Origin of the sequence: Burkholderia sp. Bp9140, from assembly GCF_003853425.1 — a bacterium.
Classification (GTDB): Bacteria; Pseudomonadota; Gammaproteobacteria; order Burkholderiales; family Burkholderiaceae; genus Burkholderia.
The window spans coordinates 17160-30827 of record NZ_QTPQ01000008.1 but is presented as its reverse complement, the minus strand read 5'-3'; the positions used below and the strand labels follow the sequence as shown (position 1 = coordinate 30827).

General features: G+C 66.8%; 8 protein-coding genes. 4 read left to right on the top strand and 4 right to left on the bottom strand.

Going from position 1 to position 13668, the window contains the following annotated elements; translation table 11 throughout:
• Window positions 1-247: 247 nt before the first annotated feature.
• Window positions 248-1525, bottom strand: coding sequence for an aminotransferase class V-fold PLP-dependent enzyme (locus DIE21_RS08835; protein ID WP_124497336.1), 1278 nt, complete (start codon window positions 1523-1525; stop codon window positions 248-250).
• A gap of 53 nt (window positions 1526-1578) precedes the next feature.
• Window positions 1579-2907, bottom strand: coding sequence for a glutamate/aspartate:proton symporter GltP (gltP, locus tag DIE21_RS08830; RefSeq protein ID WP_124497335.1), 1329 nt, complete (start codon window positions 2905-2907; stop codon window positions 1579-1581).
• Window positions 2908-3081: 174 nt separating this feature from the next.
• Between gltP and DIE21_RS08825 the strand changes: the two genes are divergently transcribed.
• From DIE21_RS08825 to DIE21_RS08810, 3 genes are all read left to right on the top strand, one after another.
• A complete protein-coding gene (locus DIE21_RS08825) occupies window positions 3082-3999 on the top strand; it encodes a LysR family transcriptional regulator (protein ID WP_124497334.1) in 918 nt (305 codons plus the stop codon).
• A gap of 335 nt (window positions 4000-4334) precedes the next feature.
• On the top strand, window positions 4335-5642 hold the full coding sequence (locus tag DIE21_RS08815) for a dicarboxylate/amino acid:cation symporter (protein WP_124497332.1): 1308 nt from the start codon (window positions 4335-4337) through the stop codon (window positions 5640-5642).
• Between the two features lie 13 nt (window positions 5643-5655).
• Complete coding sequence (locus tag DIE21_RS08810; protein WP_124497331.1) at window positions 5656-6597, top strand: amino acid ABC transporter substrate-binding protein; 942 nt, start codon at window positions 5656-5658, stop codon at window positions 6595-6597.
• An 89-nt stretch (window positions 6598-6686) separates the two neighbouring features.
• Here the strand turns inward: DIE21_RS08810 and uvrA are convergent, their stop codons facing one another.
• Both uvrA and DIE21_RS08800 read right to left on the bottom strand, forming a co-directional pair.
• Window positions 6687-12581, bottom strand: a complete 5895-nt coding sequence (gene uvrA, locus DIE21_RS08805) for an excinuclease ABC subunit UvrA (protein ID WP_124497330.1) — start codon at window positions 12579-12581, stop codon at window positions 6687-6689.
• Window positions 12582-12764: 183 nt separating this feature from the next.
• On the bottom strand, window positions 12765-13151 hold the full coding sequence (locus DIE21_RS08800) for a winged helix-turn-helix transcriptional regulator (protein ID WP_409364624.1): 387 nt from the start codon (window positions 13149-13151) through the stop codon (window positions 12765-12767).
• A gap of 105 nt (window positions 13152-13256) precedes the next feature.
• Between DIE21_RS08800 and DIE21_RS08795 the strand changes: the two genes are divergently transcribed.
• Entirely contained in the window at window positions 13257-13664 is a 408-nt protein-coding gene (locus tag DIE21_RS08795; protein WP_124497328.1) for a DoxX family protein, read from the top strand.
• The last annotated feature ends 4 nt before the right edge of the window (window positions 13665-13668 follow it).

Below are 13668 nucleotides of genomic sequence, written 5' to 3'. Positions count from 1 at the left end.
CCAGTCCGCCGCTGACCGCGACACCCTATTCCTCGGATGAGTGCGGACCGTATCGCGCGAACACATGATTGCGCATCACTCGCCGGCCGTCCCGTTCGGCGCCTGGCGAACCACCGCAGCCAACTCGTCAATCCGCGCAGCGCAACAACCCCGCCTGATCAACCATCTTGCCGCAGACCGTCACCACGCCGCCATTCTGAACCGCGCATCACGTCGAGAATCCGGCAGATCCCGCCCGCCCCGTCAATCACCGGTTCCCCACCAGCGCTTCGGTAATCGCCAGGAATCGCGCGATATCGTCCGGCGCATGACAATGGAGCGGCGATATCCGCACCGCGCCGCCGAGCCCGAACGACTTCAGCATCCTGCCTGAATACAGGCTCGACGCGACGCGTTCATAGACGATCACGCCATGCTTCTCGTATTCCCGCACCGCTTGCGTCGGTTCGAGGTTCGCGAAGCCGATCCCGACGATCAGGTCGCGCTTCGTCAGGTCGTCGTGATCCCAGTAGACTTCAACACCCTCGATCGACCGCAGCCCGCGACGGCCGCCGCATCCATCGAGCAACGCGGCCAGCAGTGCGCGTTCATGCAGTTCGATCCGCTGCATGCCCTCGACGAACAGCGTGCGCCGATCATCCGAGTCAAGGAAATACCGCCCGATCCACGTGACGTAATCGACGATCGACGTCACGACCGCAAACTGCGCGGGCGCGGGGCTGCCCAGCTCCCATACGCCGGTCTCCTTCGCAGCGAGCCGGTGATGCGGCAACGCGGCCGCGCGCGGCGACAGCCACGAGATGCCCGAGCCGCGGCACCCGAAGAACTTGTACGGCGCGAAGTTGATCGCGTCGACCGGCGTGCGCTCCAGGTCGATGACACCGTGCGGCGCATGCTGGACCGCGTCGACGACGATGAACAGCCCGGGTTTCTTCTCCCGCGCACGCGCGACGATCGTCTCGATGTCGAATTTCGCGCCGGAGATGTTCGATGCATACATCACGCTGAGCAGCGCGGTATCGGCGTCGACCAGCGATACGATCGCATCGACGTCCACCCCGCCGGTCTCCGGATTGCTCGGCGCGATACGCAGCGTCTTGCCCGTCCGTTCCGCGTAGTACGTCATCGCGTCGTAGGACGACGGATGCTCGAGCACTGTCGTCACCGCATTGGTACCCGGCACGTTCTCCATGATCGCGCGCACCATGTCGAACATCGCGCCCGACGCCGTCAGCGACGCGTATACGGTGCCGCCCTGCGCGTTCAGGATCGTACGAACGTCGTCCTCGCCGCGCGACTGGATCGCCTGGAGATCGAGCGCGCGCGCATGGATGCGCTCCGGGCAATCGGGCAGCGCATCGATCCGCGCATACGCGTCGACCGCGTCCTTCAGCCGGAACGAGCCCCCCGCGTTGTCGAAGAACAGCCGCTCGCGACCATCGAGGTCACGATCGACGTGATGAAAGCGCGCGTTGACCTGCTGCATCAATGCGTCGGGAAAAAGTGCTCCACGGGTACTGCTCATCTTCGATGCTCCTGTTTGCTTCGGTATGTTGTGCGATGCAGGCATGGCGGCGTTCACCCGCGCAGCGATTCCAGATACGCACGGCCCTTCTCGGCGTCGTACCGGCCTTCCCATTTCGCGATGACGAGCGGCGCGAGTGCGTTGCCGACGACGTTCAGCGCGGTGCGGCCCATGTCCATGATCCGGTCCACGCCGGCGATGAATGCCAGCCCTTCGAGCGGCAGCCCCGCACTCGCGAGCGTCGCGAGCATGATCACGAACATGAAGCCCGGCACACCCGCGGCCCCCTTCGACGTGACGACCATGGTCAGCGTCAGCAGGACCTGCTGCTGCCAGTCGAGGTGCACGCCGTAGAGCTGCGCGACGAACAGCGTGCCGATGCCGAGATAGATCGACGCGCCGTCGAGGTTGAACGTGTAGCCGGTCGGCACCACGAACGTCGTGATGCTCTTCGGCACGCCGTAGTCCTCCATCTTTTTCATCAATTGCGGCAGCACGGTCGCCGAGCTGCAGGTCGAGAACGCGATGATCAGCTCGTCCTTGATCACGCGCAGCAGCGTCAGGATGCGGAACCCGAACAGCCGCGCGGTGAGGCCCAACACGGCGATCGCGAACAGCAGGATCGCGAAGTAGGTCACGGCGACCAGCTTCAGCAGCGGCAGCAGCGACCCGAAGCCGAAGCTCGCGACCGTCACCGCGATCAGCGCACACACACCGATCGGCGCGTAGCGCATCACCATGTTCGTCACCTTGAACATCGCATCGGCGACGCCCTTGAGCATCGCGATCACCGGCTTGCGGTGTTCTTCCGGCACCGATTGCAGCCCGAGCCCGAACAGCAGCGAGAAGAAGATCACCGGCAGCAGGTCGCCCTTCGCCATCGACGCGACGATGTTGTCCGGGATGATGCCGAGCACCAGCGCCATCAGCCCGTGGTGCGCCTGCTGCACCTGTTGCGTCGCTTGCTGGTAGCGGGAAATGTCGGTGTGCCCGAGTTGCGACATGTCGGTGCCGACGCCCGGCTGCAGCACGTTGCCGATCACGAGCCCGAGGACGATCGCGATCGTCGTGATCACCTCGAAATACAACAGTGTCTTGATGCCGATGCGGCCGAGCGACTTGCCGTCGCCCACGCCGGCGATGCCGATCACCATGCTCGTGAACACGATCGGCACGACGATCATCCGCACCAGCTTGATGAAGATGTCGCCGGCCGGCTGCAGCAATCCGGACACGGCCGTGTCGCGCAATTGCGGGAACCGGGTCAACACGAACCCGGTGGCGATGCCGATGACGAGACCGATGACGATCTGCCAGGCGAGGCCGATACGCGGCTTGCGCGCCGCGTCGGGGACGGGTGGGGATTCGATGACGGTGTCCATGCTGTCTCCAAATAAGGGGGTCGATTGAGCGCGGGCGGCGATGCGGCGCGTTTTCTGGTGAACGCACTCGTTCAGCGACGCGATGGCAGAACCTTAAACAGCCGAAATAGGTAAAAAAAGCGATTTTTTGACATGCGAAAATATCGCTTTTCCTCATCTATCGAGTGCGAGGCCATGCTCACGTTCAAGCAGATGGAAGCGCTGTACTGGATCGTGCAGCTCGGATCCTTCGACGCGGCGGCGACACGTCTCAACACGACGCAATCGGCGGTGTCGAAGCGAATCCAGGAGCTCGAACGCGCGTTCGACCTGACCGTGTTCGATCGCGCCCATCGCAGCGCGCGACTCACCGACAAGGGCGCCGAACTGTTCGACCACGCAAAGGAATTGCTCGCGCAGCGCGACCGCGTCGTCGAGCGGATCAGTTCGAAGGAAGCGCTGGTGCGGCATGTCCGGATCGGCGTGACCGAACTGACCGCGCTGACCTGGCTGCCGCGCCTGGTCGCGGCGATCCAGGCCGCGTATCCGCGGGTGCACGTGGAGGCCGAGGTGGACCTGACCGCGACGCTACGCGAGCGTCTCGCGGCCGACACGATCGACCTGATCGTCGTCCCGCAGATTCATGCGACGGAATCGTTCGCGGCGACGGTGGTCGGCGAAGTCGACAATGCGTGGATGTGCGCGGCGGGGCTCATGCCGAAGCGCACGGCAACCCTTTCGCTGACGGACATCGCCCGGTTTCCGCTCATCCTGCAAGGCAACCTGTCGGGCACCGGGCACCTGTACACGCGCTTCCTGCAGGAACACGGCGTCGCGATGCAGCGCGTGCTGTCGAGCAACAGCCTGATCGCGCAGATCGGCCTGACGCTGTCGGGGCTGGGCGTCAGCTATCTGCCGAAGGCGTGCGTCGCGCATCTGGTCTCATGTGAAGCGCTGGAGATCGTGCGCACGCGGCCGGCGCTGCCGCCGGTTCGCTACGTCGCGCTGCATCGCGCCGAGCGCGCCCATTCGCTGACGGCGGAAATCGTCCGGCTGGCGGTGCAGGCGTGCGATTTCAGCAAGAGCCTGCTGGACCCCGATGCGCACGACTAGTGCGACATCCCGCAACCGGAGGTGCCGCACGGTGGAACGGCAACGCAGCATCGTCGGGGCACATTCGCGCAGGAGATCGACGAGCAGCGAGGTCCCTGCACCCGGTCACCGCAATCAAGGCGCCGCTGAACCGGCAATCTGCTGCCCCGCACCAATCGGGGATCGGGTTGTACCGGCCCCAGGCACGAGGCGCCACCGGCGCAATCGCTGCCGGGCAATCGGTCGCGACGCGGCGCTAGCGCAAACCCCGCCCCCGGTTGCACTGTTCATCGCCGTTCGCGTCCTGTATTGTCCTTCCATTCCCGGTTGCAGAACCGGTGCATGGGAGGCTCACGATGCAGAAAAAGAATGCTGCAGCCGTCTGGATCCTGATCGCGATGCTGGCAGGCATCGTGATCGGCTACATGATCTTCACGAGCTTTCCTGACAAAAAGGCCACCACCGAAATCGCCGGATACATCTCGCTCGTCTCCGATGTGTTCCTGCGGTTGATCAAGATGGTGATCGGGCCGCTCGTATTTTCGACGCTGGTCGTCGGGATCGCGCACATGGGCGACGCCGCATCGGTCGGGCGCGTGTTCGTGAAGGCGTTCGGCTGGTTCGTCACCGCATCGCTGATCTCGCTGCTGCTCGGGCTGCTGATGGCGAACCTGCTGCGGCCCGGCGACAACCTCGGCTTGCCGCTGCCGGACATCGGCGCATCGGCGAACCTCGCGACCTCCAAGTTCACGCTCAAGGATTTCGTCAGCCACATGGTGCCGAAGTCGTTCGCGGAGGCCATGAGCAACAACGAGATCCTGCAGATCGTCGTGTTCTCGATGTTCTTCGGCGTGGCGCTCGCCGCGCTCGGCGAGCGCGGCAAGATCCTCGTGGCCGCGATCGACCAGCTGTCGCACGTGATGCTCAAGATCACCGGCTACGTGATGAAGCTCGCGCCGCTCGCAGTGCTGGCCGCGATGGCCGCGACCGTCGCGGTCAACGGGCTGTCGGTGCTGCTGAAGTTCGCGGTGTTCATGGGCGACTTCTACGTCAGCCTGTTCCTGCTCTGGACGTTGCTCGTATGTGCCGGGCTGGTGTTCCTCGGCCGTCGCGTGTTCAAGCTGCTGGTGCTGATCAAGGAAGCGTTCATGCTGTCGTTCGCGACGGCGAGTTCCGAAGCCGCGTACCCGAAGATCCTCGACGCGCTCGACCGGTTCGGCGTGCGCCGCAAAATCTCGAGCTTCGTGATGCCGATGGGCTATTCGTTCAACCTCGACGGCTCGATGATGTACTGCACGTTCGCGTCGCTGTTCATCGCGCAGGCGTACAACATCCACCTGTCGCTCGGCACGCAGGTCACGATGCTGCTGGTCCTGATGCTGACGTCGAAGGGGATGGCGGGCGTGCCGCGCGCATCGCTCGTCGTGATCGCCGCCACGCTGCACCAGTTCGGGCTTCCGGAGGCCGGGCTGCTGCTGATCCTCGGCGTCGACACGTTCCTCGACATGGGCCGTTCGGCCACCAATGCGGTCGGCAACTCGATCGCCAGCGCGGTGGTCGCGAAGTGGGAAGGCCAGCTCATGTCGGAGGCGGAAGCCGAGGCCAACCTGGCACGCATCGACGCGGAGCAGGAAGGGACGATCGCACATCCGGCGGATGTCTGACGGGGGGCTTGCGATGAAGATGCAGCGATTCTGGCGTACGCTCGCACTCGCGGGCCTGCTTGCCGCGGGCGCAAGCGCGCGCGCGGAAGATGCGCCATCACCGCCGCCGCGCGTCGAGCCGTTCGCGCCGGCCCAGCTGACCGGCACGCTCGCGAAGGTGCGCGGCAGCGGCACGATCGCGCTCGGCTATCGCGACGCATCGATACCGTTCTCGTACCTGAATGCGCGCAACCAGCCGATCGGTTATTCGATCGAGCTCTGCAAGGCGCTCGTGTCGTCGATCGAGGATGCGGTCAACAAGAGCCTGACGATCCGCTGGGTGCCGGTCACGTCCGACAACCGCATCGACGCGGTGGTCAGCGGCGCGGTCGATCTGGAATGCGGCTCCACGACGAGCAACCTGGAGCGCCAGAAGCGCGTGGCGTTCTCGCCGATCATCTTCGTGGCCGGCACGAAGGTGATGGTGAAGCGAGGCTCGCCGATCCGCTCGTTCCGCGATCTCGCGGGCAGGAAGGTCGCGGTGACGGCCGGCACGACCAACGAGAAGGCGCTGCGCGACCTGGACCAGCGGTTCAGGCTCGGGATCCAGCTGCAGGTGGTGCCGGACCACGCACAGGGCTTCGCGCTCGTCGCGAACGGCCGCGCCGATGCGTTCGCGACGGACGACGTGCTGCTGTACGGCCTGATTGCGGAGAATGCGGGCAAGGGCGGGCAGTACGACGTGGTTGGCGATTTCCTGTCATACGACCCGTACGGCATCATGTTCCGCAAGGACGATCCGCAGCTCGCGCAGGTCGTGAAGAGCACGTTCGAGGAGCTGGCCGTCGACGGCGAGATCACGCGTCAGTACAAGCGCTGGTTCCTGCGTCCGCTGCCGTCGGGCAAGAGTCTGAACCTGCCGATGAGCCCGCAACTGGAGACCATCATCGAGACGATCGGCGTCAAGGGCGAATGAGTGCGGTGGCTGGCTGATCGCACGGACGAATGTCAAAGCGGCCCCGGTGCCTGACCAGGCACCGGGGCCGCTCACCGGAAGCACCGCGTTCAACCGACCCGCGCTTCTCCCTGGCTCACCGCTTCATCGCCCGCCGCGGCCGTGCGCGCCAGCACGGGCTTCAGCGCGTGCCCGGTATGGCTCGCCCTCACCTGCACAAGCCCTTCCGGCGGCGCCGCCGCGACGATCGTGCCACCGCCCACGCCGCCTTCCGGGCCGAGATCGATGATCCAGTCGGCTTCGGCGATCACGTCGAGATCGTGCTCGATCACGACGACGCTATGGCCTCCATCGACCAGCCGGTGCAGCACGCGGATCAGCTTCGCGACGTCGGCCATGTGCAGGCCGACCGTCGGCTCGTCGAGCACGTACAGCGTGTGCGGCGCCTTCTGGCCGCGCCGCGTGATGTCGTCGCGCACCTTCGTGAGCTCGGTGACGAGCTTGATCCGCTGCGCCTCGCCGCCGGACAGCGTCGGCGACGGCTGGCCGAGCGTCAGGTAGCCGAGGCCGACGTCCTTCATCAGCTGCAGCGGATGCGCGATGTTCGTAATCGGCGCGAAGAACTCGACCGCTTCGTCGATCTCCATCGTCAGCACGTCGCCGATGTTCCGGCCGCGCCACGTGACCGCGAGCGTCTCCGGATTGAAGCGCTGCCCGTGGCACACATCGCACGGCACCTTCACGTCGGGCAGGAAGCTCATCCCGATCGTGCGCACGCCTTGCCCTTCGCACGCGGGGCAGCGCCCGTCGCCGGTGTTGAACGAGAAGCGCGACGCCGTGTAGCCGCGCGCACGCGCTTCCAGCGTATCGGCGAACAGCTTGCGGATCGTGTCCCACACGCCGATGTAGGTGGCCGGACACGAACGCGGCGTCTTGCCGATCGGCGTCTGGTCGACTTCGAGCACGCGGTCGATCCGCTCCCAGCCGCTCAGCAACTCGCAGCCCTGCCACGCATGCGTGACGTTCAGCGACGGCCGCGGTGCGCTGCGCGCGAGCACGCTCGAGCGGCGGTTGGCGGCCGGCGCGTCCTGCTGCGCGGCCTTGCGCGCGCGCCGCGTGGCCGGCGACGACAGCACCGAGCGGCCGACCGCGTCGAGCAGGTTTGTCATCAGCACGTCGCGCGCGAGCGTCGACTTGCCGGAGCCGCTCACCCCCGTCACCGCGACGAGCCGCGCAAGCGGAATGCCGACAGTGACGTCGCGCAGGTTGTGCAGCCTGGCGCCATGCACGGTCAGCCAGGCTTCCGGCACCGCCGGTGCGCCCTTCCTGCCCGGCAGGCTCACCGCGCGGCGCGGTTGCAGCGGGTGCGTCATCGGTTGCGCGAGCAGGCGCCCCGTCACCGAATCCGGCTGCGCGGCCAGATCGGCGACCGCGCCCTCGGCGACCAGCGTGCCGCCGCGCTTGCCGGCGCCCGGGCCGACGTCGATGATGTGATCGGCGCGGCGAATCGTGTCCTCGTCATGCTCGACGACGACGAGCGTGTTGCCCTTGTCGCCGAGCTTGCGCAGCGCGTCCAGCAGGATCTGGTTGTCGCGCGGATGCAGGCCGATCGTCGGCTCGTCGAGCACGTAGCACACGCCCTGCAGGTTGCTGCCGAGCTGCGCGGCGAGCCGGATGCGTTGCGCTTCGCCGCCCGACAGGCTCGGCGCCGCGCGATCGAGGCTCAGGTAGCCGAGCCCGACCTCCTCGAGAAACGCGAGGCGGCTGCCGATCTCGCTGACGATGTCGCGCGCGATCTGCGCGTCGCGGCCGGTCAGTTCCAGCGCATCGATCCAGCGGCGCGTATCGGACACCGTCCACTGCGCGACCTCGACGATCGGATGCGCATCGAACGTGACCGCACGCGCGGACGGGTTCAGGCGCGTGCCGCCGCAATCCGGGCACGGCTCGTTGCCGACGCCTTCCGGCTCCTGCTCGTCCGACGGCAGCGTCTGCTCGCGGCCGCGATCGTCCCCGGCGAGCACCGTGTCGTCGTACGCCGCGCGCTGTTCGCGCGTGAGCGTGACGCCGGTGCCGACGCAGGTCGTGCACCAGCCGTGCTTGCTGTTGTACGAGAACATCCGCGGATCGAGTTCCGGATAGCTCGTGCCGCACACCGGGCACGCACGCTTGACCGACAGCACCTTGACCTCGCCGACGCGTGCGGTCGAATGATCGTTCTGCATCGCGTGGTGCAGCCCGTCGAGCGGCGCGAGCAGATGCATCACGCCCTTGCCGAGCTCGAGCGTCTCGTCGAGCCGCCGCCGCAACTCGGCCTCGTTGTCCGGTGACACGACGATGTCAGCCACCGGCAGCTCGATCGTGTGCTCGCGGAAGCGATCGAGCTTCGGCCACGGATCGACCGTGACGAACTCGCCGTCGACGCGCAGATGCGTGCTGCCGCGCGCCTTCGCCCACTTCGCGAGGTCGGTATACACGCCCTTGCGGTTGACCACGAGCGGCGCGAGCAGCCCGACGTGCTCGCCGCGATGGTCGCGCAGCAGTTGTGCGGCGATCGACTCGACGGTTTGCGACGTGACCGGCGTGCCGTCGTGGATGCAATGCTGCAGGCCGAGCTTCACATACAGCAGCCGCAGGAAGTGCCAGACCTCGGAGGTGGTCGCGACCGTGCTCTTGCGGCCGCCGCGCGACAGGCGCTGCTCGATCGCCACCGTCGGCGGAATGCCGTACACCGCGTCGACTTCCGGCCGCCCGGCCGGCTGCACGATCGAGCGCGCATACGCGTTCAGCGATTCGAGGTAGCGGCGCTGGCCTTCGTGGAACAGGATGTCGAACGCGAGCGTCGACTTGCCGGAACCCGACACGCCGGTGATCACGTTGAACTTGCCGTGCGGAATGTCGACGTCGAGCGCCTTCAGGTTGTGCTCGCGTGCATTGACGATCCGCACGACGTCCTCGCCCTCGATCGCGCGCCGCTCGCGTGCGGCGTTCAGCACGGCCTGCAGCGGCACGCCTTCGTCGGCGAGCGCCGTTTCGCCATCCATCGCACGGTCGTACTGCAGCAGCGCGACGCCGGTATGCGATTGCGCGCAGGCCTTCACGTCGTCGGGCGTGCCCGCGCACAGCACGAGGCCGCCGCCGTCGCCGCCCTCGGGGCCGAGATCGATCAGCCAGTCCGCCGCGCGGATCACGTCGAGGTTGTGCTCGATCACGATCAGCGAATGGCCGGCCGCGAGCAGCTTGCCGAACGCCTGCATCAGCTTCGCGATGTCGTCGAAGTGCAGCCCGGTGGTCGGCTCGTCGAACATGAACAGCTTCGCGCGCGCGATGCGCGCCTCTTCGCTGGCGACCCGGCGCCCGCCGGCGGCCGCCGCCGATTCGGCGAGGAAGCCGGCCAGCTTCAGCCGCTGCGCTTCGCCGCCGGACAACGTCGGCACCGGCTGGCCGAGCTTCACGTATTCGAGGCCGACGTCGACGATCGGCTGCAGCACGCGCAGCACCTCGGCGTCGGCGGCAAAGAACGCGGCCGCTTCGCTGACGGTCAGGTCGAGCACGTCGGCGATGTTCAGCGCGCGGCCGTCGCGCTCGATGCGCACTTCGAGAATCTCGGCGCGGTAGCGGCTGCCGTCGCAGTCCGGGCAACGCAGGTAGACGTCGCTCAGGAACTGCATCTCGATGTGCTCGAAGCCCGAGCCGCCGCAGGTCGGGCAACGGCCGTCGCCCGAGTTGAAGCTGAACGTGCCGGCGCCGTAACCGCGTTGCAGCGCGAGCGGCGCCTTCGCGAACAGCTTGCGGATCTCGTCGAACGCGCCGACATAGCTGGCCGGGTTCGAACGCGTGGTCTTGCCGATCGGCGACTGGTCGACGAACACGACGTCGCCGACCTGGTCGGCGCCCGCGAGGTTGCGGAACGCGCCCGGCGACTCGGTCGCCTTGCCGTGGTGACGCGCCATCGCCGGATGGAGCACGTCCTGCAGCAGCGTCGACTTGCCGGAACCCGACACGCCCGTCACGCACACGAGCCGCTGCAGCGGAATCTCGACCGTCACGTCGCGCAGGTTGTGCTCGGTCGCGCCTTCGAGCACGATGCGCGGCGTGTTCGCGTCGACCGGACGGCGCGCCCAGTTCGACGCATGCGCGACGTGCTTGCGGCCGCCGAGATACTCGCCCGTCAGCGTAGGCGCGGAGCGGATGTCGCCCGGCGTGCCGTCGTAGACGATCGTGCCGCCGCGCTCGCCGGGGCCCGGGCCCATGTCGATCAGCCGGTCGGCCGCGAGCATCACCGACGGATCGTGCTCGACGACCACCAGCGTATTGCCCGCGTCGCGCAGCCGCTGCATCGCCTCGACGATCCGCGTGAGGTCGCGCGGATGCAGCCCGATGCTGGGCTCGTCGAGCACGAACAGCGTTTTCGTGAGCGACGTGCCGAGCGCCGTGGTCAGGTTGATCCGCTGAACTTCGCCGCCCGACAGCGTGCGGCTCTGCCGGTCGAGCGTCAGGTAGCCGAGCCCCACGTCGCACAGGTATTTCAGGCGCGTGCGCACCTCGGCGAGCAGCAGCTTCAGCGCATCGTCGAGCAGCGCGCTCGGCAGGCTGACTGCGTCGAAGAAGCGGCGGATGCGCTCGATCGGCAGCAGCATCAGGTCGTGCACCGTCAGGCCCGGCAGCGCCTCGAGCTGCGTGCGCGTCCAGTCGACGCCGCGCGGCATGAAACGCTCGGCGGGCGCGAGCACCGCGTCGGCGTTCGCCTTCGAGCCGAGCCGCCACTGCAGCGATTCCGTCTTCAGGCGCGCGCCGCCGCAGACGTCGCACGGCGTGTAGCTGCGGTACTTCGACAGCAGCACGCGGATATGCATCTTGTACGCTTTCGATTCGAGGTAGCCGAAGAAGCGTTTGACGCCGTACCACTGGCTCTGCCACTTGCCGTTCCAGTCCGGCGAGCCGTTGATCACCCAGTCGCGCTCGGCGTCCGTCAGGTCCGACCACGGCGTGTCGCGCGGGATGCCGGCCTTCGCCGCGTAGCGCATCAGGTCGTCCTGGCATTCCTTCCATGCGGGCGTCTGCATCGGCTTGATCGCGCCGCCGCGCAGCGTCTTGCGCGCGTCGGGGATCACGAGGCCGAGATCGACGCCGATCACGCGGCCGAAGCCGCGGCAGGTTTCGCATGCGCCGTAGGCCGAGTTGAACGAGAACAGCGCCGCCTGCGGCTCCGCGTAGCGCAGGTCGCTGTCGGGATCGTGCAGGCCGGTGGAGAAACGCCAGACCTGCGGCTCGGCGAGCGCGTTTTCTGCCTCCGGTGCAAGCACGTACACGTTCACGCGCCCGCCGCCGCGCTTCAGCGACGCCTCGATCGCCTCGACCACGCGCACCTTGTCGGCCTGCTGGACGCGGAAGCGGTCGGCCACCACGTCGAGCAGCTTGCGCGGCCCCGTGGGCGACGCGACTTCGCGCTGCGCCTGCACGCGCGTGTAGCCGCTCGCGGACAGCCACTGCGCGACTTCGTCCTCGGACGCGCTTTCCGGCAGCTCGACCGGGAACGTGACGACGACGCGCGGATCGTCGGCGCGCGTGCGCTCGACGAGTTCCGCGTAGATCGTCTCGGGCGTGTCATGCCGCACCTGCCGCGCGGTCTGGCGGTCGAACAGCTCGGCCGCGCGCGCGTACAGCAGCTTCAGGTGATCGTTGAGCTCGGTCATCGTGCCGACGGTCGAGCGCGAACTGCGGACCGGGTTGGTCTGGTCGATCGCGATCGCGGGCGGCACGCCGTCGACGCGCTCGACCTGCGGGCGGTCCATCCGGTCGAGGAACTGCCGCGCATACGCGCTGAACGTCTCGACATAGCGCCGCTGGCCTTCCGCGTACAGCGTGTCGAACACGAGGCTCGACTTGCCGGAGCCCGACGGGCCGGTGACGACCGTCATTTCGCCGGTGCGCAGGTCGAGATCGAGGTTCTTGAGGTTGTGCTGACGCGCTCCGCGAATGCGGATCAGATTGCTGGATGACAATTTGCCTGCCCGTCTGAATGAGTTAGCCGGAATTCACGGTGCCGGAACGCTGCGGCGGTTGCCCGCAGGCGCGGCGCACGTGCCGCACGGGTCATGCCCGCGCCGCTCGAGTTCGACGGATACTATACTGTATATTCATACAGTTTTCCATGAACGGGCGCGAATGCGGGAATACGCGCCAGATCACTCCGGCTTCGCCTTGGCGGGACTTGCCCTGCGTCCACGCCCCGGCGGCCTGGCCGGCACGGTTCGCCCGTATTCGTTCCACCACGCCGTCAACGCCTCCATCGTCGGCCCGAGGCCACGCGCCTTCGCGGTGATCGCGTATTCGACGCGCGGCGGCACTTCCGCGAACACCGTGCGGGTAATCAAGCCGTCCGCTTCCAGCTCGCGCAACTGCGCCGTCAGCATGTGCTGCGTGATGCCGGGAATCGCTTTTCGTAGTTCTCCGAACCGATAGACGCGCTGGTTGAGCAGCCACATGATCTCCAGCTTCCACTTGCCGGAAAGCAGCGCGAACGCGCGCCGCATTTCGTCGTGCATGTTCACTTCGTCGGCGTCTTTAGTCATCTTTTCCATACCAGCAGACAGAAAATCATCCTACTTGCGGGCGTTCATCTTAGACGACATTCTTGCACCAAGTCGATAGCGACGAAACTCAGGAACCCGCAACAAATGGCCGAAAATTTCGCATACTGGGTCAGCACCGCCTTGCTGTCGCTGCTCTATCTCGCGTCCGCGACGCTCTACATCGTCAAGCGGGAGCGGGTCTGCAAAATCCTCGTCGGATTCGGCTATCCCGCGTATCTCGTGCCGCTCCTGACCGTCGCGAAGATCGGCGCCGTAGCGGCCATCCTGACCCGTGTCGGCGTACCGCTCAGCGATCTCGCGTACGCGGGCATCTTCTATCACCTGCTGCTTTCCGGACTGGCGCACATCGGTGTTCGCAAGCCACAAGGCGCACTGCCTGCAGCGGTCGCCCTCGTCTGTCTCGTCGTTTCATTCACCACGCAGAACGCAGCGCGCGACATCCCGTCGCCGTACGGCGTCGTCGCGACGATGCGTCACGCGACCGTCAGCTAAAGGA

Excerpts from the sequence above, each read along its gene's own strand:
- DIE21_RS08835 (WP_124497336.1), bottom strand. The coding sequence starts at position 1,525 with ATGAGCAGTACCCGTGGAGCACTTTTTCCCGACGCATTGATGCAGCAG.
- gltP (WP_124497335.1), bottom strand. The coding sequence starts at position 2,907 with ATGGACACCGTCATCGAATCCCCACCCGTCCCCGACGCGGCGCGCAAG.
- DIE21_RS08825 (WP_124497334.1), top strand. The coding sequence starts at position 3,082 with ATGCTCACGTTCAAGCAGATGGAAGCGCTGTACTGGATCGTGCAGCTC.
- DIE21_RS08815 (WP_124497332.1), top strand. The coding sequence starts at position 4,335 with ATGCAGAAAAAGAATGCTGCAGCCGTCTGGATCCTGATCGCGATGCTG.
- DIE21_RS08810 (WP_124497331.1), top strand. The coding sequence starts at position 5,656 with ATGAAGATGCAGCGATTCTGGCGTACGCTCGCACTCGCGGGCCTGCTT.
- DIE21_RS08800 (WP_409364624.1), bottom strand. The coding sequence starts at position 13,151 with ATGACTAAAGACGCCGACGAAGTGAACATGCACGACGAAATGCGGCGC.
- DIE21_RS08795 (WP_124497328.1), top strand. The coding sequence starts at position 13,257 with ATGGCCGAAAATTTCGCATACTGGGTCAGCACCGCCTTGCTGTCGCTG.